Annotated in this window: 23 protein-coding genes and 1 other annotated feature; of the genes, 19 read left to right on the top strand and 4 right to left on the bottom strand. The window is 28.6% G+C overall.

Annotated elements, in window-relative coordinates:
• The first annotated feature begins 18 nt into the window (after nt 1–18).
• From CJ192_RS04355 to serS, 11 genes are all read left to right on the top strand, one after another.
• Nucleotides 19–984, top strand: coding sequence for an ABC transporter permease (locus CJ192_RS04355; protein ID WP_102197910.1), 966 nt, complete (start codon nt 19–21; stop codon nt 982–984).
• A 1-nt stretch (nt 985) separates the two neighbouring features.
• Nucleotides 986–1,732 carry an ABC transporter ATP-binding protein gene (locus CJ192_RS04350; RefSeq protein ID WP_102197909.1) on the top strand — a complete coding sequence of 249 codons (747 nt, stop codon included), beginning with the start codon at nt 986–988 and terminating at the stop codon, nt 1,730–1,732.
• A gap of 90 nt (nt 1,733–1,822) precedes the next feature.
• Nucleotides 1,823–2,707: a DUF2232 domain-containing protein gene (locus CJ192_RS04345; RefSeq protein WP_102197908.1), complete on the top strand. Its 885-nt coding sequence runs from the start codon at nt 1,823–1,825 to the stop codon at nt 2,705–2,707.
• A 1-nt stretch (nt 2,708) separates the two neighbouring features.
• On the top strand, nt 2,709–4,715 hold the full coding sequence (locus CJ192_RS04340) for a DHH family phosphoesterase (protein ID WP_102197907.1): 2,007 nt from the start codon (nt 2,709–2,711) through the stop codon (nt 4,713–4,715).
• A complete protein-coding gene (gene rplI / locus CJ192_RS04335) occupies nt 4,696–5,136 on the top strand; it encodes a 50S ribosomal protein L9 (protein ID WP_102197906.1) in 441 nt (146 codons plus the stop codon). The genes CJ192_RS04340 and rplI overlap by 20 nt, the downstream gene beginning before the upstream one ends.
• Nucleotides 5,136–6,461, top strand: coding sequence for a replicative DNA helicase (dnaB, locus tag CJ192_RS04330; RefSeq protein ID WP_102197905.1), 1,326 nt, complete (start codon nt 5,136–5,138; stop codon nt 6,459–6,461). Before rplI ends, dnaB begins: the two co-directional genes overlap by 1 nt.
• Nucleotide 6,462: 1 nt before the next feature.
• A complete protein-coding gene (locus CJ192_RS04325) occupies nt 6,463–7,026 on the top strand; it encodes a GNAT family N-acetyltransferase (protein WP_102197904.1) in 564 nt (187 codons plus the stop codon).
• On the top strand, nt 7,016–7,774 hold the full coding sequence (locus tag CJ192_RS04320; protein WP_004816247.1) for a DnaD domain-containing protein: 759 nt from the start codon (nt 7,016–7,018) through the stop codon (nt 7,772–7,774). The genes CJ192_RS04325 and CJ192_RS04320 overlap by 11 nt, the downstream gene beginning before the upstream one ends.
• Nucleotides 7,774–8,733, top strand: a complete 960-nt coding sequence (locus CJ192_RS04315) for an ATP-binding protein (protein ID WP_102197903.1) — start codon at nt 7,774–7,776, stop codon at nt 8,731–8,733. The genes CJ192_RS04320 and CJ192_RS04315 overlap by 1 nt, the downstream gene beginning before the upstream one ends.
• A gap of 9 nt (nt 8,734–8,742) precedes the next feature.
• Nucleotides 8,743–9,405: an NAD(P)H-hydrate epimerase gene (locus tag CJ192_RS04310; RefSeq protein WP_102197902.1), complete on the top strand. Its 663-nt coding sequence runs from the start codon at nt 8,743–8,745 to the stop codon at nt 9,403–9,405.
• A 35-nt stretch (nt 9,406–9,440) separates the two neighbouring features.
• Nucleotides 9,441–9,605 (top strand) — a binding site (T-box leader).
• Between the two features lie 38 nt (nt 9,606–9,643).
• Nucleotides 9,644–10,933 carry a serine--tRNA ligase gene (gene serS, locus CJ192_RS04305; protein ID WP_004816226.1) on the top strand — a complete coding sequence of 430 codons (1,290 nt, stop codon included), beginning with the start codon at nt 9,644–9,646 and terminating at the stop codon, nt 10,931–10,933.
• Nucleotides 10,934–11,205: 272 nt separating this feature from the next.
• Here serS and CJ192_RS04300 read toward each other — a convergent pair whose 3' ends face one another.
• Genes CJ192_RS04300 through CJ192_RS04285 form a run of 4 tightly spaced genes read right to left on the bottom strand, consistent with a single transcriptional unit; the run spans nt 11,206 to nt 15,216 of the window.
• Nucleotides 11,206–11,742 carry a 5-formyltetrahydrofolate cyclo-ligase gene (locus tag CJ192_RS04300; protein WP_102197901.1) on the bottom strand — a complete coding sequence of 179 codons (537 nt, stop codon included), beginning with the start codon at nt 11,740–11,742 and terminating at the stop codon, nt 11,206–11,208.
• A complete protein-coding gene (locus tag CJ192_RS04295) occupies nt 11,742–12,434 on the bottom strand; it encodes a radical SAM protein (protein ID WP_102197900.1) in 693 nt (230 codons plus the stop codon). Before CJ192_RS04295 ends, CJ192_RS04300 begins: the two co-directional genes overlap by 1 nt.
• The gene (locus CJ192_RS04290; RefSeq protein ID WP_102197899.1) at nt 12,434–13,309 is read right to left on the bottom strand and encodes a YihY/virulence factor BrkB family protein; all 876 of its coding nucleotides are present in this window, start codon (nt 13,307–13,309) and stop codon (nt 12,434–12,436) included. Before CJ192_RS04290 ends, CJ192_RS04295 begins: the two co-directional genes overlap by 1 nt.
• Nucleotides 13,306–15,216 (bottom strand): alpha/beta hydrolase family protein, encoded by a 1,911-nt coding sequence (locus tag CJ192_RS04285; RefSeq protein ID WP_102197898.1) that lies wholly within the window; start codon nt 15,214–15,216, stop codon nt 13,306–13,308. Before CJ192_RS04285 ends, CJ192_RS04290 begins: the two co-directional genes overlap by 4 nt.
• Before the next feature lie 115 nt (nt 15,217–15,331).
• Here CJ192_RS04285 and hpf point away from each other — a divergent pair, with 115 nt between their 5' ends.
• The 8 genes from hpf (at nt 15,332) to prfB (ending at nt 24,867) form a co-directional block, all read left to right on the top strand.
• Nucleotides 15,332–15,865, top strand: a complete 534-nt coding sequence (hpf, locus tag CJ192_RS04280; RefSeq protein ID WP_102197897.1) for a ribosome hibernation-promoting factor, HPF/YfiA family — start codon at nt 15,332–15,334, stop codon at nt 15,863–15,865.
• Between the two features lie 103 nt (nt 15,866–15,968).
• Nucleotides 15,969–16,775 carry a prephenate dehydrogenase gene (locus tag CJ192_RS04275; RefSeq protein ID WP_102197896.1) on the top strand — a complete coding sequence of 269 codons (807 nt, stop codon included), beginning with the start codon at nt 15,969–15,971 and terminating at the stop codon, nt 16,773–16,775.
• Nucleotides 16,775–17,806: a 3-dehydroquinate synthase gene (gene aroB / locus CJ192_RS04270; protein ID WP_102197895.1), complete on the top strand. Its 1,032-nt coding sequence runs from the start codon at nt 16,775–16,777 to the stop codon at nt 17,804–17,806. Before CJ192_RS04275 ends, aroB begins: the two co-directional genes overlap by 1 nt.
• Entirely contained in the window at nt 17,793–19,022 is a 1,230-nt protein-coding gene (gene aroA / locus CJ192_RS04265; RefSeq protein WP_102197894.1) for a 3-phosphoshikimate 1-carboxyvinyltransferase, read from the top strand. Before aroB ends, aroA begins: the two co-directional genes overlap by 14 nt.
• The gene (locus tag CJ192_RS04260) at nt 19,023–20,510 is read left to right on the top strand and encodes a shikimate kinase (protein ID WP_102197893.1); all 1,488 of its coding nucleotides are present in this window, start codon (nt 19,023–19,025) and stop codon (nt 20,508–20,510) included.
• Nucleotides 20,491–20,922 (top strand): type II 3-dehydroquinate dehydratase, encoded by a 432-nt coding sequence (gene aroQ / locus CJ192_RS04255; RefSeq protein ID WP_004818527.1) that lies wholly within the window; start codon nt 20,491–20,493, stop codon nt 20,920–20,922. The genes CJ192_RS04260 and aroQ overlap by 20 nt, the downstream gene beginning before the upstream one ends.
• Before the next feature lie 120 nt (nt 20,923–21,042).
• A complete protein-coding gene (gene secA / locus CJ192_RS04250) occupies nt 21,043–23,757 on the top strand; it encodes a preprotein translocase subunit SecA (protein ID WP_102197892.1) in 2,715 nt (904 codons plus the stop codon).
• Complete coding sequence (gene prfB, locus CJ192_RS04245; protein WP_102197891.1) at nt 23,758–24,867, top strand: peptide chain release factor 2; 1,110 nt, start codon at nt 23,758–23,760, stop codon at nt 24,865–24,867.
• Nucleotides 24,868–24,878 lie beyond the last annotated feature (11 nt).

Here is a 24,878-nt window from a genome sequence, read left to right as displayed (position 1 = left end):
ATAGAAAAGGAAAGTATTATGGATAATGAAAAAACTAAGGGAGAAAAAAATTCAATAATTAAAAAATTATTTCCAATAATTTTTGGAATTTTTGCAATTTTGGAATATTTATATTTTCCAAATCACCAAAAAAATATGAAAGCAACTCCTGTTTATTTATATTTTTTGATATTTTTACTAGGTCTTTATCTGGTATTTTTTATAATATCATTTAAAAATGAAAAAATAAGCGATAGGCTAGGCTATAAATCCCCCTTATATGCCTTTGTCTTTGCTATTTTAATAATTTATGACCTCTTAACCTTAAAATTTGCAGTTTTGCCCCTACCATATTTTGCATGGCTTGATATGATTATGAATTCTATGATTGCCGATAAGGGATTTTTGTTAGAATCAACCCTTGCAAGTTTAAAATTATTATTTACAGGATATTTTATTGGAGCAATTCTTGGAATAATTACAGGAATTTTGGCAGGATATTCTAAAAAAGTTGATTATTGGGTAGACCCATTTTTAAAATTATTAGGACCAATTCCAACAACAACTTGGATACCTGTAGTTATGGTTTTAGCTACAAGTCTTTTTGGAGGAGCAGTTTTTATAATAGGACTTGGAGTTTGGTTTCAAACAACCCTTGCTACAATGACAGGAATTAAAAATGTAGATAAGTCTTATTATGAAGCAGCCAAAACTTTAGGAGCAAATGAAAATGAATTAGTAAGAAAGATTGCTATTCCATCAGCAAGTCCAAATATTTTCCAAGGATTAATTTCAGGTATGAGCTCAGCTTGTACATCCCTATTAGTTGCAGAAATGCTTGGAGTAGAATCAGGACTTGGTTGGTATATTACATGGAAATCTTCATGGGCTGATTATTCTTCAATGTATGGAGCAATAATAATTTTAGCTTTGACCTTTATTATAGTAAATATGATATTAAAAAAGATTTCATCAAAGGCCTTAAAATGGCAAAAGGAAGTGTAAAATGAGCAAATTAGAATTAAAAAATGTTTCAAAAGTATTTGAAAAAATTGAAGAAGACGAAAAAACTCATGCCCTAAAAAATATTGATTTATCTATTGATAACAATGAATTTGTTTCAATAGTTGGCCCTTCAGGATGCGGAAAATCAACTATGTTAAGACTTATTTCAGGCCTGATTAGACCAAGTCAAGGAAAAATTTTATTAGATGGTAAAGAAATTGAAAAACCATCTTCAAAAAAAGGAATGGTGTTTCAAAAACCAACACTTTTTCCTTGGTTGACAGTTGGTGAAAATGTAGGATTTTCTGGGTCATTAAAAAATGAAGAAAAAATTGACCAAAAAGAAATTGACTTGATGCTAGAAAAAGTTGGTCTAAGCGAATTTAAAAATTCATTTCCAAAACAATTATCTGGAGGAATGGCCCAAAGAGTTTCTCTAATTAGGACTATGATTGCAAGGCCAGAAGTATTCTTGTTAGATGAGCCTTTGGGAAGCTTGGATGCCTTTACTAGGATGAATATGCAAGATGAAATTTTAAATTTATGGCAAGAAATAAAAAATTTAATGATAATGGTAACTCACGACGTAGAAGAAGCAGTCTATATGTCATCTAAAGTTATAATTATGGAACCAAGACCTGGAAGAGTTAAAGAAATTGTAGATATAGACCTTCCTTATCCTAGAGATAGGACAAGTGATAAATTTATAAATTATAGGAATAAAATTTTAAAAATTTTAAATTATTAAAGATAAGCTAGCCTAAAATTATTTAGGTTAGCTTTTTTTTCTAAAAATTGTATAATCTATGTGATAATCTTTCTAAAAGAAAGGATTTTTATGAATGAATATTTAAATAAAAATAAAAAAATAGCTAGTATAATTTTTGGTTTGATAAATGTATCTTTAGCGTTTTTATCATCTTATTATTTGATATTTGCATTTTTTATTCCAATTTTTACAGCTATAAAATTGTACGAGATGAATGATAAGAATAAAATGATATTTTTATTCACTTCAGCCTTGTTTTCTTCTATTTTTAATATGGAGATATGCTTATACATAATGTTTCCTATGATAATTTTTGGAAACTTCTTGTTTGATTTGATAAAGAAAAATAAGACAGATAAGTATAGTATAAAAACTCTTACAGTAATTTTGTCAGTTTTATCTTTGTCAATAATTGGGTATCTTTACTATAAGTCTGGTATAAAGATTGGAGATCTTACAAAGGATTTTGAAAAAATAATTGCTGGACAAAACATAAAAATTGATAAGGAAATGATAGAAAAAAGTTTAAAAACAATTCCATCATTTGTTGTTATTTTTTCACTAATTTATAGTATTATATCCTTGAAATTAGTTAGAAACTACTTAAATTTTAAATATGAAAAAATAAGAGATTTAAGAAAAATTAACACCATAAGGCTTGTTCCAAAAGATTTAAGTCTTATATTTGGATTTTTAATCCTAGCTGTAATTGTTTGTAAGTTATTAAAAACTTCAAATGAATTTATAATCTTAAATACAATAGTAACTTTAAAATCAATATTTGTCTTAAATGGGGCATTATTAATAGATTATTTTATTTCATTTAGGAGAAATAAAGTTTCAAAATTTTTAAATTACCTATTTATATTTTTACTGTTTGCCTATATTTCTGAGGCTATAGCCTTGGTTGGTATAATAGATGTATTTATTAATTTAAGGAAAAAAGTGAGGTAGCATGAAAGAAAAATTAAAATATTTTACTAGAGAAAATTATATATTTATCCTAGCCCTACCCCTTCTTATATCTATAATTTTATTTTTTTATGAAAAAATATTTGCAACTATAGGTCTTATCCTTGTAGCTTTACTGTATTTTTACATAAAAAAGATAGATGAGAATAATGAAGATTTCTTCCAAGCCTATATAGACGAGATGGATTATTCATTTGATGAAATTACTAAAAATGTAGTTTTTCAAATGCCATTTCCAATTGTAATTTTGGAAGAGGGAAAAACAATAAAGTGGCACAATTCAAATTTTAAGGAACTTTTTGAAGCCAAAAATTTGATAGGAAAAAGCATTAATAGTTTTGTCCCAGATTTTAATGATATAGATTTTACCAAAGAATCTGATAAGGCTATAAGCGTAAATATATATGATAAGGTCTATGAGTTTTATTACTCTACAATAAAAAGAGAAAAATATGGTAAGGAATTGACCTTTGTATATGGAATTGATAATACAAGTGATGAAAATATTAAAAAAATATTTAAAGACCGAAGACTTGTAGTACTTTCAATGTATATAGATAATTATGATGATTTAAGACAATCAACAAAAGCAAGTGATAGGTCATCGCTTACAGGTGAAATTGATAAAATTATAATGAATTATTTTGAACAATATGGAGCCATGGTTAGAAAATATGAAAATGATAGGTACATGGTAATGATTCATTATGATGATTATGTAAAAATTTATGAAAGTAAATTTAAAATTTTGGATTTGGTTAGGGAAGTTAAAAAAGGTAATTCAATAGAACCAACTCTTTCAATAGGGGTTGGCCTTTCTGGATCAAAACCAATAGATATTTATGAAGAATCTAGAGTTTCTATAGACATAGCCTTATCTCGTGGTGGGGACCAAGTTGTAATTAAAGAAGGGGACAATTACGAATATTTTGGAGGAAAATCAAAGGCTACAGAAAAAATTTCTAAAGTAAGAAGCCGTGTAATTTCTCAAGCCCTAAAAAGAATGGTAGAAAATTCTTCAAAAGTTTTTGTGATGGGTCACAATAATCCTGATATGGACTCTTTTGGTTCAGCCCTTGGAATTTATGAGGGAATAAAAAGTATTGGAAAAGATTGTTATTTTGTTTTAAATGGAATAAATAAACCAATTGAAAATATTTATAATAGAACTATTGAAGATCTTGAAGGATTTAGGGAAGATATTGTTACAGAAATTAAAGCTTTAGAAATGATGGACCAAGGATCTTTGGTAATTGTTACAGATAACCACAGAAAAAATTCCACAGAAGCACCTGCTATTCTTGATAAAACCGATCAAATTGTTATAATAGACCATCACAGGAGGGGAAATGATTATATAAGAAACGCAACAATTTCTTACATCGAACCTTATGCATCAAGTGCAAGTGAGCTTGTAACAGAAATTTTAAATTATTTTGATGAATCATTCAAGGCAAGAGTCCCAGTTGCAGAAGCCCTTCTGGCAGGACTTACTGTTGATACGAAAAATTTTGTTTACCAAACTGGAGTTAGGACTTTTGAAGCTGCATCAATTTTAAAAAGATGGGGAGCAGATTCTATAATAATAAAAAGAATGTTTAAAGATGATTTTCAAATAGTAAAATATAAATCAGAGGTAATAGCAGATTCAACTGTTGTAAATGACTTTATAGCCATTGGCCATTTTAATAGGGAAATGGATGGGTCAACCCTTATAGCTAGCCAAGCAGCAGATGATTTGTTAAATATAAAAGGAGTTAGGGCAAGTTTTGTTCTAACAAGATCAAATGATAAAATTCACATATCAGGAAGAAGCTTAGGAGATATTTCTGTTCAATTAATTCTTGAAAGAATTGGTGGAGGAGGCCATCTAACCTCAGCTGCTACCCAACTTGATATGAGTATAGAAGAAGCAGAAATTATGCTAAAAAAAGCAATAAAAGAATATCTAGAGGAGGAATTAGAAGATTATGAAGATAATACTAACTGATGATGTTAAAAAAATTGGAAAAAAAGGCGAAGTTGTAAATGTAAAACAAGGATATTTTAGAAACTTTATTTTACCAAATAATCTTGGAGTAGAAGCAAATAAAGAAAATTTAGCTAAACTTAATGAACACTTAGAAGAATTAAAAAAAGAAGAAGATAAAAACATCAAAGAAGCTAAAGAAAATAAAGAAAAAATTGAAAAAACTGATGTAACAATAAAGGTAAAAGCAGGAGAAAATGGTAAATTATTTGGTTCAATCACCAATATGGATATCAAAAAAGCTCTAGATGAAAAAGGAATTGAAGTAGATAAGAAAAAAATTGACAAGGCTGATATTGATTCTTTAGGATCATATGAAGTTACAATAAAGCTTTACCAACAAATTTCTGCAAAATTAAAAGTGAATGTTGAGGCTGAATAATGGAAGAATCTCTTAGGCAAATGCCTAGTGATATTTCTTCAGAAATGGCCATAATTGGTTGTATACTTAAAAAAAGTGAAACCATAGACCAGGCTATACAATTAGTAAAGCCATATGAGTTTTATGATTCAAGATGCCAAAGAATTTATAAGACTTTAGTAAATATGTATCAAAAAGATATAAAAATAGATGAAGTAAGTCTTATATCAAAATTAAAATCAGAAAACATCTTGACAGAAGTTGGAGGAGAGGAGTTCATTGTAGAAATAACACTCTCCTCATTTTATACTCCAAATATGGACCAATACTGTGAAAATGTCAAAGAAAAAGCTCTTTTAAGAGCCTTAATCACAGCTTGCGATGATATTGTTGGAAAATCTTACGAGCAAAAAAAGGATGCCAAGGAAGTAATAGAGATGGCAGAATCAAGAATTTTTGAAATAAGTCAAAAAAATCTTGATAATGGTCTGGTAAGAGTTTCTGAAACAATGGATGAAACTATAAAACAATTAGAACTTTTAAGCTTAAATGAAGGAAAAATTACTGGAGTTACTACAGGAATTTCAAGTGTTGATGACAAATTATCAGGCCTTCAATCTTCCCAATTAATTTTACTTGCAGCAAGGCCTGCTATGGGAAAAACTGCCCTTGGTTTAACAATGGCATGGAATGCAGCAAATACTGGCAAATCTGTTGCGTTTTTTTCTTTAGAAATGTCAACCTACCAATTAAATCAAAGATTAATTTCAATGGTTTCTATGATTGATCTTGAAAAAATAATTACAGGAAATTTGGAAGCTGATGAATGGATAGAAATTATAAATGCAATCACAAAAATTAAAGAAAAAGAAATTTATGTTGATGAAACTGCAGGAATAACTTTGTCAGAGCTTAGAAGTAAGTGTAAAAGATTAAAGGCTGAAGAAGGATTAGATTTAATTGTTATTGATTATCTTCAACTTATGACAGGGGAGGGAAGATTTGATAATAGGCAACAAGAAATCGCCCAAATTTCTAGGGGATTAAAATCTTTATCAAAAGAAATAAACTGTCCCGTTTTATCACTTGCCCAATTATCTCGTGAGGCCGACAAAAGATCAGACCACAAACCAATTTTATCAGACCTTCGTGAATCTGGAGCGATTGAGCAAGATGCAGATGTGGTTATGCTTTTATATAGGGAAGATTATTATGATGAGGATGATAATCCAAATGTGGCAAAAGTAATTTTGGCAAAACATAGAAATGGTCCGACAGGACTTATGGAATTATTTTTCCACAAGCAATGTACAACCTTTAGAGACCTAAGCCATGAAGAAGAATAAGATGAAAATAATTGGAAAAGATGATCATATATATTTAAAAAAATTAGACTTAGACGATGCTTATGATTTAAGAAAATGGGATATGAATGAGGATGAAAGACTCAAAGGCTATAATTACGGAAATTTTTCCCAAATTGATTGTGAAGTTTGGTTTATGAATGTAAATATTTATAGAAAAAGATATTTTGCAGTTAAAAAAATAGAAGATGATTCTTTAATTGCCTTTATTGGACTTAAAAATTTTAATCCTATTTTAAGAAAAAGTGAATTGGGCATAGTTTTTGATCCTAGATATACATCAAAAGGATATGGCTACAAGGCTATGAAAATTCTACTAGATTATTATTTTAATGATTTAAAATTCTACCAACTAGACCTTGATGTAAATGATTTTAATAAGAGGGCTTTAAACCTTTATGAAAAATTAGGATTTAAAAAAACAGGAAAAACTGCTGAAGTTTTTGAAAATCAAGAAATTAATCCTGATGGTGAAAATTTTTTTTATAGAAATGGCAAAGTTTATAGTGTAATTACAAAAATGAGAATAAGAAAAGATGGAAGGTAATAATTTGAAATTTAAAATTCAAAATTTAAGTCTTGATATGGGGGAAACTTCCTTTGAAAATATGTTTTTAAATACATATGTACCCATGGCAGATGGTGATAGCCTAAAAGCTTTTTTACTAATATACAAGGATTTAAAATCCCTAGGCCAAGTTGATTTAGAAAAAATAAAAAGGCAACTTGCCTTTGATGATGAAAAGATGGAAAAAATTATTTCATATTGGACTAATATGGGAGTATTTAGAAAAAAAGATGGGGGCGATGGTGAAGTTTATCTAGAAATAATTTCCCTAAGACAGGCTTATTTTGGAAATTCTAGTGATAATAAGTCTGAATCCATGCTAGATATTTCTAAAAGAAAGTCTGTTATGTTTGACCAAGTTGAAAGAATCATTCAAAGGCAACTTACCCCTCAAGATATTAGAAGAATTCATGAAACCTTGGATGAATATAAGCAAGACCCAGAACTTGTTACAGAAGCCTTTAGGCAGGCTAAAGAAGTAAATAATGTTGATGTAAAATATGTTATGGGATTTTTGAAAACTTGGAGAGACCAAAGTGTTTTTTCTTTAAATGATTTAAAAATAAAAGAAGAAAGAGCAAAATTATTAAGGGAAAAATCTCCTAGAAAATACAAAAGTGCCAAGAAAGTTTATAGGTCAAAAAATAAAAATTCTGATGCAAAAACTTTCGCTCAAAAAGCAAGAGATGAAAGATTTAGGAGAATTCTTGAAGGAGGGGATAATTAATGAGTCCCAATGACAATATTTCAAGAATAATTGAAAAAAGAAGAATAAAAAATAAGGAAGATCAGGAAAAAAGGAAGAAAGAAATTTATGAAAAATTTCCAAGGATGAGGGTGATTGATAATACAATAGCATCTTTGGGAAGAAGGGCTGCAATTGAAGCCCAAAGTGGTAAAAATGTAGATGATTACAAAAATAAGTTAAAAGAGCTTGATAGGGAAAAAGAAGAAATCTTGGTAAAAAATTCTTACCCAAAAGATTATCTTAAAATCCATTATCACTGTGATATTTGCAAGGATACTGGTTTTGTAAACACAGAAACTTGTAGGTGCAGGAAAAAATTAATTATTGAAAGAAAATATTCCCAATCAAATATAAGTAGTCTTTTAAAAAGGGAAAATTTTAGGACCTTTAATACCAATTTGTATTCAAAAAATCTCTATAAGGACTATCCTATAAGCCCTTATGAAAATATTATTAGGGTTGGAAAAGATGCCCAAAATTATGTTAATAATTTTGGGAAAGTTTATAAAAACCTATATATTTTCGGGGAAGTTGGAAGAGGTAAAACTTTTTTGATAAACTCTATTGCAAAAGAAATTTTGGATAGGAATTATTCAGTCCTCTACCTTACGGCTACAAAATTATTTTCCTTTATGAATGATTACTTGTATGCTTTTTCTGAAAAAAAACAAGAATTACAAGAATCCTATGATTTGATATTTGACTCAGATCTTTTGATAATTGACGATTTGGGAAGCGAAAATGATAGAAATTCTAATGAAGCAAATCTTTTTGAAATTGTAAATGATAGGATAATTAATAAAAAACCCATAATTTTTTCATCAAATTATTCTGAAGATGAAATAATGGAAGTCTATGGACCAAGGATTTTTTCAAGAATTATTGGTTCTAGTGATGTAATGGAAATTTTTGGAGATGATTTAAGACTTTTATTTTAGGAGTTAAATATGCTTTTAGTAGATCGTGAAACCATGCAAAAAATTGATAGTTTTGCAATTAATGAGCTTAAAATCCCATCCCTTTGCTTGGTTGAGAGGGCAGCTCTTTCTGTGATGGATAATATTAATCTTGATATAAGACAGACTTTTGCAATTGTTGTTTCTTGTGGAAATAACGGGGCTGATGGCCTTGCTCTTGCAAGAAATTTACTTGCCCTTGGAAAAAATTGTTATATTTATATTGTTGGAAACAAAAATAAGGCTAGCAGGGATTTTATAATTAATTATAATGCTTGTAAAAATCTTACTAAAGAAATTTATTCAATTGAAACTATTGAGGATATGGATTTTTTAAGAGAAAATCTTGATAAGGTTAATACAATTATTGATGGAATTTTTGGTACTGGCTTAAATAGGCCTGTTTCAGGAATTTATGCAAATATTATTGATTTGATAAATGAGAAAAATATTTATACAATTTCTATTGATTTGCCATCAGGCTTTGATGCAAATGGGCAAAATAATTATGGGTCTTATGTTGATAGTGATTTAATTGTTTGTATGCAAATTTTTAAAAAGGGTCTTTATGAAGATAGATATTTTAGGGATAAGACTGTTGTTTGCGATATAGGCCTTCCAAAAATTGCAATTGAAAAATTTACAGAAATTTGAAAAAAAATAAAATGAAAGTATATTATAAATAATTGAATAGAGCTGTGATGAGAAGTAGTAATTAAAAATAACCTTTAGAGAGAAGATGGTTGGTGAAAATCTTTGGTGAAAGTTAATGAATCCGTCTTTGAGCTTATAAATTAAAGTGAATGAATTTATTTCATTAAATTGGGTGGTACCGCGATAATCTCGTCCCTTTTGGGAGGAGATTTTTTTATTTTTAAATTTAGGAGGAAATATGTTAGATATAAAATTTGTAAGAGAAAACCCAGAGCTTGTTAAGGAAAATATTAAGAAAAAATTCCAAGATGAAAAATTAGTTTTGGTTGATGAAGTCATTGAACTTGACCAAAAATTAAGAGATGTAAAAACTGAGGGAGACAATTTAAGGGCAAAAAGAAATAAAACTTCAAAACAAATCGGTGCTCTTATGGGTCAAGGAAAAAAAGAAGAAGCTGAAGAAGTTAAAAAAGAAGTAGGCGATATAAATGATAGACTTGTCCAAATTGAAGAAGATACTAGAAAATTCCAAGACCAATTAAAAGAAAAAATGCAAGTAATTCCACAAATGATTGATGATTCAGTTCCAATAGGAAAAGATGATTCAGAAAATGTGGAAATAGAAAGATTTGGTGAAAATGTAACTCCAGATTATGAAGTACCTTACCATGTTGACATTATGGAAAGTTTTAATGGAATTGATTTAGATTCTGCAAGAGATACATCAGGTGCTGGTTTTTATTATTTAAAAGGAGATATAGCAAGACTTCATTCAGCAATTTTATCTTATGCAAGAGATTTTATGATTGACAAGGGATATGAATACCACATTCCTCCATTTATGATTAGATCTGACGTTGTTACAGGTGTAATGAGCTTTGCTGAAATGGAAGATATGATGTATAAAATCGAAGGCGAAGACTTATATTTAATTGGAACAAGTGAACACTCAATGATTGGTAAATTTATAAATTCAATCAATGAAGAAAGCGATATGCCATTAAAAATGACTTCTTATTCACCATGTTTTAGAAAAGAAGTTGGAGCTCACGGAATTGAAGAACGTGGAGTTTATAGAATCCACCAATTTGAAAAGCAAGAAATGGTTATAATTTGTAAACCAGAAGATTCAAAGAAATTTTATGATGAATTATGGCAAAATACAGTAGAATTTTTCAGATCTTTAGAAATTCCTGTAAGAACACTCGAATGTTGTTCTGGAGATTTGGCAGATTTAAAAGTGAAATCTTGTGACGTTGAAGCATGGAGTCCAAGACAAGGAAAATATTTTGAAGTAGGTTCTTGTTCAAATCTTGGAGATGCTCAAGCAAGAAGACTTAAAATAAGATTAAGAGGCGAAAAAGGAAATTATTTTGCCCACACCTTAAATAATACAGTAGTAGCTCCTCCAAGAATGTTAATTGCATTTTTAGAAAACCTACTACAAGAAGACGGATCAGTAAAAATTCCTCAACCATTACAAATGTATATGGGTGGAATGGAAAAACTTGTTCCAAAAAATAAATAAAAAAACTCATAATAAACACTAAAAAAATCCCAGCCAAATAGCTAGGATATTGAAGGTAAACAAATCCTCAAGCACGAATATCGAACTACAAAAATTTGTGATTTCTAAATTTGAAAATTCTAAAATCGCAAACTCGCTGACGCTCGAACAGTGCGATTTTGTACGAATTTTTAAATTTGAAATCATATCAATTTTTTCCGTATGATATTCTTTGCATGAGGATTTGAATACTTTTTTAAAAAAAGAAATTCTAGTTTAAAAACTAGGATTTTTTAATACATATTTTTATCTGTAATTATTAAATCTAATTTTTGGTCAAAATCATTGAAATTTAATTTGTAAGACTTATTTATTTGATAAAACAAACCTACATAAAAGGACTTGTGATTTTTTATATAAGAATCATAAAACCCTCCACCATAGCCAAGCCTATATTTATTTTGATCAAAGGAAAGTCCTGGCACTATGGTAAGGTCAATATTTTCTTTAGTATTTTCAAGTTTCGATGTTTTTATTTTATATTTTCCATCTACAAGGTCATCAAAGGATTTGAGTAAAACAGGAATCATTTGATGCTTTCCTATAATTTTTGGAATATAAACTTCTTTTTTATCTAAAAAAGCCTCTTTAATTATTTTTTTCGTATCAATTTCATAATCTGTTGAATAATAAATAAAAATTGATTTGGCATTTTTATAAAAATCACTTTCTATGACTTTTTCTTTAATTTTTTTATCCCAATTTTTTTTATCATCTGGGTTAATTTTTTTCCTATTATTTATAAAATATCTTCTAAGCTCATTTTTCATCAGCCTACTCCAAAATCTGTAATATTATAAAGGTAGTCAATTTTTGGATTTTCTTTTAATTTGTCGTGATATTTTTTCAAAAACCAATTTACAAGCTTATCATCTCTTTTGACATCTGTTGAATTTTCATTGAAGACATTTACGGTGGCATAGGGGAAATTATTTAAAATAATTTCCATATCCCTATCAATCATTTCTTTTGTTTGTCCTTTTATACCAACCATGAGGCAGGGAGAATCAAAATACTTTAAAACCTCCTTATAATCTTTAAAACCAGCTCCTTTTTTTAAATAATTTTCACGAAAATCATTGTCAAAAGTTTCAACTCCAGTTTTAATAATTATTTTTTGATTTTTAAAATACTCTCTAATTTCGTGGACTTTTTTCCTATAAATCCAATGACATTCAAAAAATAGAGTATGGATGTTTTTTTCATCAACTATTTCTTTAATCATTTTTTTGGTATTTTCTGTTAGCTCAAAAAATGAAGCTGAATCTATTACTTCAAGAACCCCATATTTGCCTGTAACTTTTTTCAAAATTTCTTTATTTATTTGGTCAATTTTTTCTTCATCTATTTCATTATCTTTTATATAATCGCAAAACCTACATTTTCCCCACCTACATGGTCTTGCTTTTAAAAGGACTATTTCTCTTTTATATTTTTTATCTATAGTTGAATATCTTTCCATTATCTTAACTTCCTATAATTATTTTTAGTTTTCATATAAGCTGCAATAATTTCTGCTCCTAAGATTATAGTAAGGGAGAATAGTAGCATCCAAACTAAAAGAGCTATTATTCCTGCCAAGGCCCCATAAATTACTGACATATTACTCATGTTATTTAGGAAAAAGGAATATCCAAAACTTGTAATAAAAATCATAAGGCTTGTAGAAATTGAACCTACAAAGGCGTCTTTGAAATTTATTTTTATTGAATTATTATATGGGGCAGCCTTGTATAAGAAGGTTAATCCCAAAATTAAAATTATTGGTGGAATAATTCCAGAAATTAAATTTATTAGCCAGGTAAATTCATCCAGGGAGGATGAAGAATTTACAATTTTCAAAACATCTTCTATTATTCTTAAGATTCCATTTGAATAAATTTTTAATAAAAACATAAAAATCAAAATAAATATTAGGATAAAGGTATACAAAAATCCAAATATTTTATTTTTTATCATAGAATGGTCATCTTCAAGTCCATAGGCAACATTTATGGCAAGAATTATTTTTGAAACCCCCTTTGATGCAGACCAGAGTGCAAAAATTAGGGTAATTGTTGAAATTGTTGAGGCTGATCCTGAATCAAGTATTGATTTTACAATCAACAAAATTACTCCCCTGATTGAATCGGGAAGTAATTTTATAAATTCAATTACCACATCCTCATTTCCCTTCATATATTTTGTAACAAGGTTTAATAAGACCAAAAGCATGGGAATAGCTGCTGATAAAAAATAATAAGATAGGGAGGAGGCAAGGGTCATAAGGTCATGGTCCCTAATTCTTTCTATCAAATTTAAGATAAATTTTTTAATATTAGACGATTTTATTTTCATTTTAAATACCTATCAAACCATTCTTTTATAGCCTCAAGTCTTTTTATTCTTGCTTTTGGCCTTCCTGATCTTGAAAGTTCGTGATTTTCTCCGTGGAATATATACATTTTTGTCTCCACTCCATTTTCTTTTATCCTTGTATACATTTGAAGACCTTGTTCCAATGGACACCTATAATCTTCATCTGAATGGATAAACATGGTTGGAGTTTTTACATTTTTTGCATATTTAATAGGAGATTGGTCCCACATTTTTTCTAAATTATCCCAAGGATTTGCTCCTGTTTGGTCAGGCCCAAAATAATATCCTATATCTGAAACCCCATAAAAGGAAGTCCAGTTTGAAATTGACCTTTGAGAATTTGCTGCCTTAAAGCGATCAGTGTGTGAAATTATCCAATTTGTCATAAAGCCGCCATAAGATCCACCATAAACTCCCATATTATCTTTATCAATTTGTGGGAATTTTTCTATGGCATTATCTGTAAAATTCATCAAATCTTGGTAGTCAATAGATCCATATTTTCCCCTAATATCAGAATATTTTACGCCGTTTCCACTTGATCCGTGAGGATTTGTGTAAATAATTATATAGCCATCATTAGCAAAAACTTGGTGTTCGTGGTGGAAAATATTTGAAAGCTCTGTTTTTGGTCCACCGTGGATTGATAAAAGAGTTGGATATTTTTTATTTTTATCAAAATCCACTGGCAAAAGAACATAGCCACGAATTTTATCCCCATTTGAGTCATAGAAAAATTCATGAATTTTTCCAAGTTTTGAATTTATTTTATTATCAAGTAAAATCAAATTATTTTTCTTATCTTTTAAATGGGAAAGCCTATCTTCTCTTATATAAAAATAATAAATATTGTCATCAGCTATTACAAAATCTTCTACACATCCAGATATTTCAAGCTTTAATTCTCCCTTTAAATCCATAGAATAAAGCTTAGATTCTTCCTTTTCTGTAACTATAAAATAAAGCTTATCATCTTTAAAATCAAAACTTCTACAAGATCCATATCTTGCGTCAGTTCCTATTGAATTTCCAAAGGACTTGTCAAAATCATCTGGAGAGATTTTCTCAAAATTTCCTGAATGATCACTTTTAAAAATAAATGCATCTTCATTTATGCCACCTTTTTTCATATCAGTAGCAATAAAGATTATTTCATCATTACTAGAAAAAAATAAATCATAATAAGAAAAAGTATTTTCGATTATAATTTTCTCTTTTTTATTTTTTAAATCTAATAAAACTAAATCATCTTTTAGTCTTGTTAGCTTATTATCATTTTTTCCTATAACAAGGGCGATTTTATCTAAATTTTTGTTAATAGTAAAGGCATTTAAGGTCTCATTTTTAAATTCTCTAATTTTTTCTAGCTTGTTTTCATCTTTTTTATAAAAATATAAGGACTCAACTTTATCTTTTATATAACCTGACCCATTAAACCAAAAAGGAAGATTTGTAACTTCCTTATAAAAAGAATTTTCTTTTTGATTTTTAATTTGGTCTTTTGATAATTTATTGCTAGCCTTGATTAAAAAATATCCGTTTTTTAAATCTTTGATAAAGGAAACATTTTTATCTATTTTAAAATCCAAGGACCCTATTTCCATTGACCTATCTTTTTTATAAAAATAATCAAATTCGTCATCAGATTTTTCCTTATAAATAATATTATCATCCGTATCAAAAATAAAAAGTCCAATATCTTTATTATCAGAAATTTTAAAACTTTTCTTTTTTTCTATATCATAAGTATATAAAAAAGAATCATATTTATTTTTATCTAAATTTACATTTGTTTTTAAAAATGCAAGATATTTTTGATCATTTGATATTTCAAGATTTGAATAAAAATCATATTTTAAAATATCATTTATTTTTGTTTTCTCCATACTTCCTCCTCATTTTTATATATTATACATTAATTTTTTAATAAAGAAAAAATAAAAGGTTTACCTACGGTTTATCGGGGTATATATATAATATCAAAATGATGGAGGTTCAATTATGAAACTAAATATTAAAGGTAAAAACATCAATGTTTATGAAAGCTTAAAAGAAGAAGCTAAGGAAAAATTTGATAGGCTTGACAAATATTTTAACAAGGAAGAAGAAATGGACCTCAAATTTTCTACCGAAGGTAATTTTAAAAAAGTTGAATCAACAATTTTTCTTAAAGGCGGAACAATTTTAAGGGCTGAGGAAGTAAATGAAGATTTCTCTACAGGAATTGATAAGGTAATAGATGCCTTGGTTCGTCAAATTAGAAAACAAAAAACAAAACTTCAAAGAAACAGAAGAAGTGGAGAATCTATAAAGTTTGAATCCTTTGATAAAATTGATGAAGAGAAAGAAGAAGATAATCCAATAATTAAAAGAGAAAAAGAAATTCTCCTAAGGCCTATGAGCGATGAGGAAGCTTGTATGCAAATGGAACTTTTAAACCATGATTTCTTTATATACCTAGATGATCAAGATATGAAAACAAGACTTGTATATAAAAGAAAAGATGGTCATTACGGATTAATTATTCCAGAATAAAAAATTATCACTGCTGCATTTTTTGCAGCAGTTTTTTTGTTTTTACTAAATAAAATATTTTGATATAATATAAAGAAAAATATTTAAATATAAGGAAAGAATAATGAAAAAAATTGCTATAGTAGGTTTAGGATTAATGGGTGGTTCTTTTGCTAAAGCTTTTATAGAGTATAGTGATAATATAGTTTACGGATACGATATTAATGAAAAAACCATAAAAGATGCCCGAAATGTAGATATAAAAATAATAGATAATAAGAATGAGTTTAAAAATATGGACCTTACAATCATTTGTTTGAATCCTTTAAGTATTAAAAAATTTGTCAAAGAAAATTGTAAATATTTATCCAATACAGTTATGGAAATTTCTGGAGTAAAAAATAACTTGTATCCATATATAAAAGACTTATCAAAAAAATATTTCTTTACCTATAAGTCTATCCATCCAATGGCAGGGAGAGAAGTTTATGGATTTGAGTCTTCTTTGAAAGATTTATACATTGATGCTTCTATGATTTATCTTGATGACTTAGATGATGAGGAAATTTCCTTGTTTAAAAAAATAGGTTTTAATAAATTTGTAAAGGCAAGTCCAAAAAAACATGACCAAATGATTTCTTTTACATCCCAGCTTTGCCATGTGATTTCTAATGCCTATGTTTTAAATGAAAAATCCCTTAACCATGATGGATTTTCGGCTGGAAGTTTAAAGGATATGACCAGGGTATCAAAAATTGATGAAAATTTGTGGTCAGAATTGTTTTTGTTAAACAAAGATTTTTTGATTGAAGATATAGATATAATGATAAAAAATTTAAAAGATTTAAAAAGTGAATTGGAAAATGATGACCTAGAAAGGTTAAAAACCCAACTAAAAAAAGGAAATGATATAAGAAAGAAGATGTGGTAATGAGATTAAGAGTCGATTTAGCAAATCCTTATGATATAGACATAGGGGAGAATGTAATAGAAGAATTAAATACATATTTGAAAGGATTTTATCCAAATTCTAAAATTTTAGTAATTAGTGACGATTATCTTTATAAAATTCACGGAGAAAAACTCGAAAAAGAGCTTCATGGATTTACTTTTAATAAGTACATTTTAAAAAATGGAGAAAAGTCAAAATCTACAGAAAATTTGATAGATATCCTAGAATTTGCAGCAGAAAATGAATATAGAAGATCAGATTTAGTAATAGCCTTTGGGGGTGGAGTAGTTGGAGATATTTCAGGTCTTTTTTCATCCCTTTATCTTAGGGGCCTTGATTTTATAATGGTTCCAACTACATTTTTATCTGCGATTGATTCATCTGTTGGTGGCAAAACTGCAGTAAATTTAAAAGCTGGGAAAAATTTGTGTGGAGCCTTTTACCAACCTAAAAAAGTTTTTATTGATACAAATTTCCTAAAAACTTTATCAGATTATTATTTTAAAGATGGTTTGGGAGAGGCAATTAAATATGGGATGATTAGAGATAGGTCCATCTTTGAAGAAATTTCAAAGGAAAATGTGACAAAATCTTACCCAAACCTTCCATCAATTATAAAAAAATGTCTTAATATTAAAAAAGATTTGGTAAAAGAAGACGAAAAAGATTATGGCATCAGACAAATTTTAAATTATGGCCACACCTTCGCCCATGCCATAGAAATAAAATCTAATTTTAAAATAAGCCATGGCCATGCAGTTGCCCTTGGTATGAAAATTATGGTTAAATATTTTTATGAAGATTTTTACTATGAATTTGTAAAAGTTTTAGAAAAATATGACCTAGATTACGACATAGACTTTGACACAGAAGATATTATAAAAATTTGCAAGGTGGATAAAAAATCCCGAGAAGATAAGATCAATATAATAATTGTAAAAAAACTTGGAACTTGTGAAATTTTAAAGATAAACTTTAATGATTTGAGGAAAATTTATGAAAACAGATGACATTTTAATCCACCCATCAAAACTTGTTGGAGAAATTGATGCGATTTCATCCAAATCTTTTGCCCATAGGGCCCTTATTATGGCAGCTCTTTCAAATAATCCTACTAATATTTATATAAATGAATTTTCAAAAGATATAAATGTTACCATAGACGGACTTAAAAATTTGGGGGTAGGAATTGAAAAAAATGAAGATTTTGTAAAAATCATGCCACCAAAAGAAAAAATTGATCAAGCTACAATTGATATGTACGAATCTGGATCTTCTTTGAGATTTTTTACAGGAGTTTCTTCTCATTTTTCAAAAAATACAAAAATAATAGGAGAAAAAAGACTTGCCCAAAGACCAAACCTTGAACTAATTAATAATTTAAGAAAGCACGGCCTAGAAATTTCAGCTGACAAAATTCCCTATACTATAAAAGGAGAGTTAAAAGTAGGCCAGTTTGAATTTTTGGAAAATAAATCAAGCCAATATATAACAGCAATTATGCTTGCTGCAAGTAAATTAAAGGGAAAAACTTATATAAAATTATCTGAAAAGCCAGAATCTATTGGTTATATTGATATAACAAGAAAAGTTTTAAAGGACTTTAATGTAGATGTAAAAAAAGATAAACACTCATATATTATCGAAAATCCAGAAATAAAATCGCCAAAAAACTATATAGTTGAAGGTGATTGGTCAAATGCTGCTTTTTTTTATGGGGCAAATTTACTTGGTTCAAAAATAGAAATATCTAATTTAGATAAAAATTCCCTACAAAAAGATAGGGAAATTGTTGAAATTTGTCAAAAAATTAAAAAGTGTAAAGAAGAAAACAAAGAATTAAAAATAGATATTTCACAAATACCAGACCTTTGCCCGATAGTTGCAATCTTACTAACATATTTAGACAAAACTTCCTACATTATTAATGGAGAAAGATTAAGACTTAAAGAAAGTGACAGGTTAGAATCAACTTCAAAGATGTTAAATGATTTGAGAGCAAATTGCCAAATCCTTGGAGACGGTCTTAAAATCTCTGGAAAAATAAGTGGGGGCAAGGTTGATTCTTATAATGATCACAGGATAGTAATGGCTGCAAGTATAGGATCTTTACTTGCAAAAGAAGACATAATAATAAGAAATTATAAGGCAGTAAATAAGTCCTACCCATCATTTTTCAAAACTTTTGAAAAACTTGGTGGTAGAATTAAATATCTAGGAGCTTAAATGGACGATATAAAAGATATTAGAGAAAATATAAACAAAGTCGATGATAAAATTATAAAATTACTGGAGGAAAGATTTGATCTTTCAAAAAAAGTGAGGGCCTACAAGATATCTCACAATAAAAAAGTTTACGACCCAATTAGAGAGAAGGAAATTCTAAAAAAAATTCAAGAAAAAAATCCTGAATACGGAAAATATTTCGTAAAAATTTACCAAGAGATAATGGACCAATCTAAGAATCTACAAAGAAATGATGAAAATTATGGACTTTTAGGAAAAAAACTAGGCCATTCTTATTCAAAAATAATCCATGAAAAAATCGGTTATTATGATTACCAATATTTTGAAAAAAACCAAGAAGACCTAGATGATTTTTTTGAAAAAAAAGATTTTAAGGGGATAAATGTTACTATTCCATATAAAGAGAAGGTAATTAAATACCTAGATTTTGTTTCTGATAAGGCAAAAAAGATTGGGGCTGTAAATACAATTGTAAATAAAAAAGGAAAACTTTACGGCTATAATACAGATTATTATGGTTTTTTATATAATCTTAAAAAAAATAAAATTGATGTTAAAGATAAAAAGTGTCTAATTTTAGGCAAAGGAGCATCATCAAAAACAGTGGAAGCAGTTTTAAAAGATTTGGGTGCAAAAAAAATTGTATTTTTATCAAGAAGATTTAAGCCTTATTTTAAAGATGAAAAAAATTACAGGGATTTTGAAATTATTGTAAATACAACCCCTGTTGGTATGTATCCAAATAATGGAGAATTTTTAGATCATATAAAGCTTGATAATTTTAAAAAATTAGAGGGACTTGTGGATTTAATTTACAATCCAAATATGACAAGAATTTTAATAGAGGCAAAATTAAAAAACATAAAATATGCCTGTGGGATTGACATGCTTATTGCCCAAGCTGTTAAGGCAAGCGAATTATTTCAGGATAAAACTTTTGACCAAGATCTTATAACAAAAATTAGAAATTCTCTTATGAAAAATCAGCTAAATATAGCCCTCATTGGAATGCCAGGATCTGGAAAAACATCTCTTGGAAGGATATTGGCAGAAAATATGAAAAGAAATTTTATTGACCTTGACTTAGAATTTGAAAAAAAATATGGAAATATAGAAGAATTTTTCAAAAATTATGGAGAAGATAAGTTTAGAGATAAGGAAAGTCAAATCCTTAAAGAATTTTCAAAAAAAACAGGACAAATTATTAGCTGTGGTGGTGGAATTGTAGAAAAAGAAGAAAATTATTATAGGCTTAAAGAAAATTCTATAATTGTTAATGTAAAAAGAGATTTAGAAAATTTAGAAATTGAAGGAAGACCCCTATCAAAAAAATATGACTTAGAATTTTTATATAATAAAAGAAAAGATTTATATGATAAGTTTAAAGATTTGGAAGTATATAATACAGATTTAGACAAATGTGCAAAAGAAATTGAGGAGAAATTTTATGAGAATATTAGTAATTAATGGTCCCAATATAAATATGCTCGGAATTAGAGAAAGAGAACTTTATGGAAACAAGACTTATAAGGATTTGATTAAATGCATAAAAGATTACACTGATGATAAGGATATAGAAATTGAAATCTACCAATCAAATTCTGAAGGACAAATTATCAATAAAATTCAAGAGGCTTACAAGCTTTATGATGGCATAGTTATAAATCCTGCAGCCTACACACACACATCAGTTGCAATCTTAGATGCCCTAAAAGCTGTAAATATTCCAACAGTAGAAGTTCATTTGACAGATGTTGATAATAGGGAAGAATTTAGAAAAATATCCTACGTTTCTTATTTTGCAAAAAAAACTATAAAGGGTAAGGGCTTTGAAGGCTATATAGAAGCAATTGATTATTTAAAAGAAAATTTTAAATAGTAAATTTATTTTACAATTGATAGATTTTCATTTAATATTATATTTGTGATAATTTAATCCTATCTTATTGATAAAAGTAATAAAAAAGGTAGGATATACAGTGAATTAGAGGTGAAAGATTTGGCGTTATTAAATATATTTAAAACATTTAGTCAAAAAGAAATTGCCAACAACCAAAAATTAGTTGACAAAATTTTAGCACTAGATGAAGACATGCAAAAATTAACAGATAAACAGTTACAAAATAAAACAAAGGAATTTAAAGAAAGACTAAAAAACGGAGAAAGTTTAGATGATCTTTTGGTAGAAGCATTTGCCACAGTAAGAGAAGCAAGTGACAGGGTTTTGGGTATGAAACACTATCCTGTGCAATTGTTGGGAGGCATTGTTCTACATAATGGACAAATAGCAGAAATGAAAACAGGAGAAGGAAAAACTTTAGTTGAAACTCTTCCTGCTTATTTAAATGCCCTTGACGGAAAAGGCGTACATGTAGTTACAGTAAATGATTACCTTGCAAAACGTGACCAAGAGTGGATGGGAAAAGTTTATTCATTTTTAGGTCTTACTGTAGGTTGTATTATTTATGGACTTACAAATTCTGAAAGACAAAAAAATTATAATTGCGATATAACTTACGGTACAAACAACCAATTTGGTTTTGATTATCTTAGAGATAACATGGTAATTTATAAGGATAATATGGTTCAAAGAGGACTTCATTATGCCATAGTCGATGAGGTCGACTCAATTTTAATAGATGAGGCAAGAACTCCACTTATAATTTCTGGAGAAGGGGATGAATCTACAGATACTTATAAAAAAGCTGATGAATTTATAAAAGGACTTGAAGGAAGAATTTTAGATCCAAATGAAGACTTAGACCAAGATCCTTTTGATAGGGAATTTGTTGTAGAAAAAGTAGACTTCTTAGTAGATGAAAAAAGAAAATCATCAAACCTAACAGAACAAGGTACAGCAAAGGCTGAAAAATTCTTCGGAATTGAAAACCTATCAGATCCTGAACACTTAGAGCTTGCTCACTACATTAACAATGCCCTAAAAGCAAATACAACTATGACAAGAGATATTGACTATGTTGTAAACAAGGGCGAGGTTATGATTGTAGATGAATTTACAGGCCGTATTATGCAAGGAAGAAGATACTCAGATGGTCTTCACCAAGCAATTGAGGCTAAAGAAGGAGTAGAAGTTCAATCAGAATCAAAAACTCTTGCAACAATTACCTTCCAAAATTACTTTAGAATGTATGATAAATTATCAGGTATGACTGGTACTGCAAAAACAGAAGAAGAAGAATTTTCAGAAATTTATAACCTAGACGTTGTAGAAATTCCTACAAATAGACCAATCCAAAGAGTTGATGATGTGGATTATGTTTATATAAATGAAAATGGAAAATACAATGCAATAATTGAAGAAATTAAAAAAGTTCACGCAACAGGTCAGCCAATCCTAGTTGGTACAATTTCAATTGAAAATTCTGAAAAATTATCAAATGCTCTTAAAAAAGAAAAAATTAAACACGTTGTATTAAATGCTAAAAATCACGAAAGAGAAGCAGATATTGTAGCTCAAGCAGGAAGACTTAATTCTGTAACAATCGCTACAAACATGGCAGGTCGTGGTACTGATATTATGCTTGGTGGAAATGCTGATCATATGGCAAAACAAAGACTTAAAAGAGAAGGAATTTCTGACGAATTATTAGAACAAGTAGACTCTTTCCAAGAAACTGACAACCAAGAAATATTAGATGCAAGAAAAAAATATAAACATTATAAATCACTTGTAAAACCTGAAATTGATAAAGAAGCTAAAAAGGTAAGAGAAGTCGGTGGACTTTATATAATTGGATCTGAAAGACATGAGTCTCGAAGAATTGATAACCAATTGAGAGGACGTTCAGGAAGACAAGGAGATCCAGGAAAATCTAGATTTTTCATCTCATTAAAGGATGATCTAATTAGATTAAATGTAGGAGAACAAATTTCAAAATTTGTTGAAAATTACAATTATCCAGAAGATGAACCAATTGTATCAAGAATGGTTACAAGATCAATTGAAAAGGCTCAAACAAGAGTTGAAGCAAATAACTTTGCAACAAGAAAAAGAGTCCTCCAATATGATGATGTAATGAATAAACAAAGGACAATAATCTATAACGAAAGAAAACAAGTTCTTTATGGAGAAAACATGAGAGATTCTATTTTATCAATGATAAAAGATTCAATTTCTCAAGCTGTATATTCATTTACTAACCCACAAATTAAACCAGAAAATTGGGAAATGGTAGCTTTACTAAACCATTTAAAATCTATAGCAATCCCGGTTGAACTTTTAAGATTTGAAAATATTAACGATTATACCCAAGAAAAATTGATAGATTATATTTACCAAACAACCTTAAATAAATATGAAGAAAAAGAAAAACAATTTGGTGAAGATAATATGAGAGAAGTTGAAAGGGTAGTTCTTCTTAGAGTAATCGATACAAAGTGGATGGAGCACATCGATGCAATGGATCAAATGAGAAAAGAGATTGGCGTAAGAGCTATGGGAAATGATGATCCTGTTCGTGCTTATACAAACTCTGGATTTGAAATGTATGAAGAGATGACAAATTCTATCCAAGAAGAAACTGTAAGACTTATGATGGGTGTTGAAATAAGACAAAATATTGAAAGAAAACAAGTCTTAAAACCTGATGAGGAAAGTGTTGAAAATGCTGAGAGTCCTGACCAAGCTACTAATAGGGCCGAAAGAAGAAGATTAAAAAGAGAAGCGAAAAAAGGAAATATTAAGGGTAATTAGATGGCAGAAATTTATGAGTTAAGAGAAATCATTAAAGAACTTGATAAAAATCTTAAAATGATTGGAGCTCATCTTGATCCTGATAATCTTTTTAAAGAAATAAAAAATATTGAAAAAGAAACCTTAAAAGAAAATTTTTGGGATGATAGTCAAAAAGCCCAAGAAATTATGGCTGATCTTTCAGATAAAAAAGATGATTATAAAACTTTTATAAGTTTAAAAGAAGAATTAAAAGATCAATCAGATCTAATTGATATAATTGAAGAAACAAATGAAGAGTTAGATAGTTTAGTTGATGTAGAAAATTCTTTAAATATGTTAAAAAAAGAAATATCATCTTTTAAAATAAAAACCGAGCTTGACGGAGAATATGATAGAAATAACGTTTATATGGTAATTCATGCAGGCGCAGGTGGTCTTGAGGCTACTGATTGGGCAGAAATGCTTATGAGAATGTACACAAGATTTTTTGAAAGACGAAATTTTAAATTTGATATTACAGATTTAAATAATGAAGAAGCCGGTGGAATAAAGTCTGCAACTATTCATATCAAAGGATCTTTTGCTTATGGATATTTAAAAGGAGAAAGAGGAGTTCATAGACTTGTTAGAATTTCTCCTTTTGACTCATCTAAAAGACGCCATACATCTTTTGCATCAATAGATATTTTTCCAGAGCTAAATGACGATATGAGTGTTGAAATTGATCCTAAAGATTTAAGAATTGATACTTATAGGGCAAGTGGAGCTGGCGGCCAACACGTCAATAAAACTGATTCTGCTGTAAGAATTACCCATATTCCTACAGGAGTAATTGCCTCAAGTCAGGCTGAAAGAAGTCAAACTCAAAATAAGGAAACTGCTATGAAGCTTCTTTTAGCAAAACTTACTCAAATTAAAGAAGAAGAACATAGAGAAAAAATTGAAGATATTCAAGGAAACTACACCCAAATAGCATGGGGAAGTCAAATAAGATCTTATGTTTTTCATCCGTACACTTTGGTTAAAGATCATAGAACAAATTTCGAAGTTGGAAATGTAGAAAGTGTTATGGATGGAGATATTGATGGATTTATAGATGCATATTTAGCTAATAAGGGAAGTGAGTAAGCTTCCCTTAT

The sequence above is a fragment of the Anaerococcus hydrogenalis genome, assembly GCF_002871895.1.
In the GTDB taxonomy this organism is placed as follows: domain Bacteria; phylum Bacillota; class Clostridia; order Tissierellales; family Peptoniphilaceae; genus Anaerococcus; species Anaerococcus hydrogenalis.
Note: the sequence above shows the minus strand (reverse complement) of the source record. Positions and strands in the feature narration are given on the sequence as shown.

Coding starts and splice junctions, on each gene's coding strand:
- CJ192_RS04285 (WP_102197898.1), bottom strand. CDS start 15,216: ATGGAGAAAACAAAAATAAATGATATTTTAAAATATGATTTTTATTCA.
- aroB (WP_102197895.1), top strand. CDS start 16,775: ATGAGATTAAGAGTCGATTTAGCAAATCCTTATGATATAGACATAGGG.
- CJ192_RS04355 (WP_102197910.1), top strand. CDS start 19: ATGGATAATGAAAAAACTAAGGGAGAAAAAAATTCAATAATTAAAAAA.
- prfB (WP_102197891.1), top strand. CDS start 23,758: ATGGCAGAAATTTATGAGTTAAGAGAAATCATTAAAGAACTTGATAAA.
- CJ192_RS04290 (WP_102197899.1), bottom strand. CDS start 13,309: ATGAAAATAAAATCGTCTAATATTAAAAAATTTATCTTAAATTTGATA.
- CJ192_RS04340 (WP_102197907.1), top strand. CDS start 2,709: ATGAAAGAAAAATTAAAATATTTTACTAGAGAAAATTATATATTTATC.
- CJ192_RS04315 (WP_102197903.1), top strand. CDS start 7,774: ATGAGTCCCAATGACAATATTTCAAGAATAATTGAAAAAAGAAGAATA.
- CJ192_RS04295 (WP_102197900.1), bottom strand. CDS start 12,434: ATGGAAAGATATTCAACTATAGATAAAAAATATAAAAGAGAAATAGTC.
- CJ192_RS04325 (WP_102197904.1), top strand. CDS start 6,463: ATGAAAATAATTGGAAAAGATGATCATATATATTTAAAAAAATTAGAC.
- CJ192_RS04300 (WP_102197901.1), bottom strand. CDS start 11,742: ATGAAAAATGAGCTTAGAAGATATTTTATAAATAATAGGAAAAAAATT.
- rplI (WP_102197906.1), top strand. CDS start 4,696: ATGAAGATAATACTAACTGATGATGTTAAAAAAATTGGAAAAAAAGGC.
- aroA (WP_102197894.1), top strand. CDS start 17,793: ATGAAAACAGATGACATTTTAATCCACCCATCAAAACTTGTTGGAGAA.
- serS (WP_004816226.1), top strand. CDS start 9,644: ATGTTAGATATAAAATTTGTAAGAGAAAACCCAGAGCTTGTTAAGGAA.
- CJ192_RS04275 (WP_102197896.1), top strand. CDS start 15,969: ATGAAAAAAATTGCTATAGTAGGTTTAGGATTAATGGGTGGTTCTTTT.
- dnaB (WP_102197905.1), top strand. CDS start 5,136: ATGGAAGAATCTCTTAGGCAAATGCCTAGTGATATTTCTTCAGAAATG.
- CJ192_RS04310 (WP_102197902.1), top strand. CDS start 8,743: ATGCTTTTAGTAGATCGTGAAACCATGCAAAAAATTGATAGTTTTGCA.
- CJ192_RS04345 (WP_102197908.1), top strand. CDS start 1,823: ATGAATGAATATTTAAATAAAAATAAAAAAATAGCTAGTATAATTTTT.
- hpf (WP_102197897.1), top strand. CDS start 15,332: ATGAAACTAAATATTAAAGGTAAAAACATCAATGTTTATGAAAGCTTA.
- CJ192_RS04260 (WP_102197893.1), top strand. CDS start 19,023: ATGGACGATATAAAAGATATTAGAGAAAATATAAACAAAGTCGATGAT.
- CJ192_RS04320 (WP_004816247.1), top strand. CDS start 7,016: ATGGAAGGTAATAATTTGAAATTTAAAATTCAAAATTTAAGTCTTGAT.
- aroQ (WP_004818527.1), top strand. CDS start 20,491: ATGAGAATATTAGTAATTAATGGTCCCAATATAAATATGCTCGGAATT.
- CJ192_RS04350 (WP_102197909.1), top strand. CDS start 986: ATGAGCAAATTAGAATTAAAAAATGTTTCAAAAGTATTTGAAAAAATT.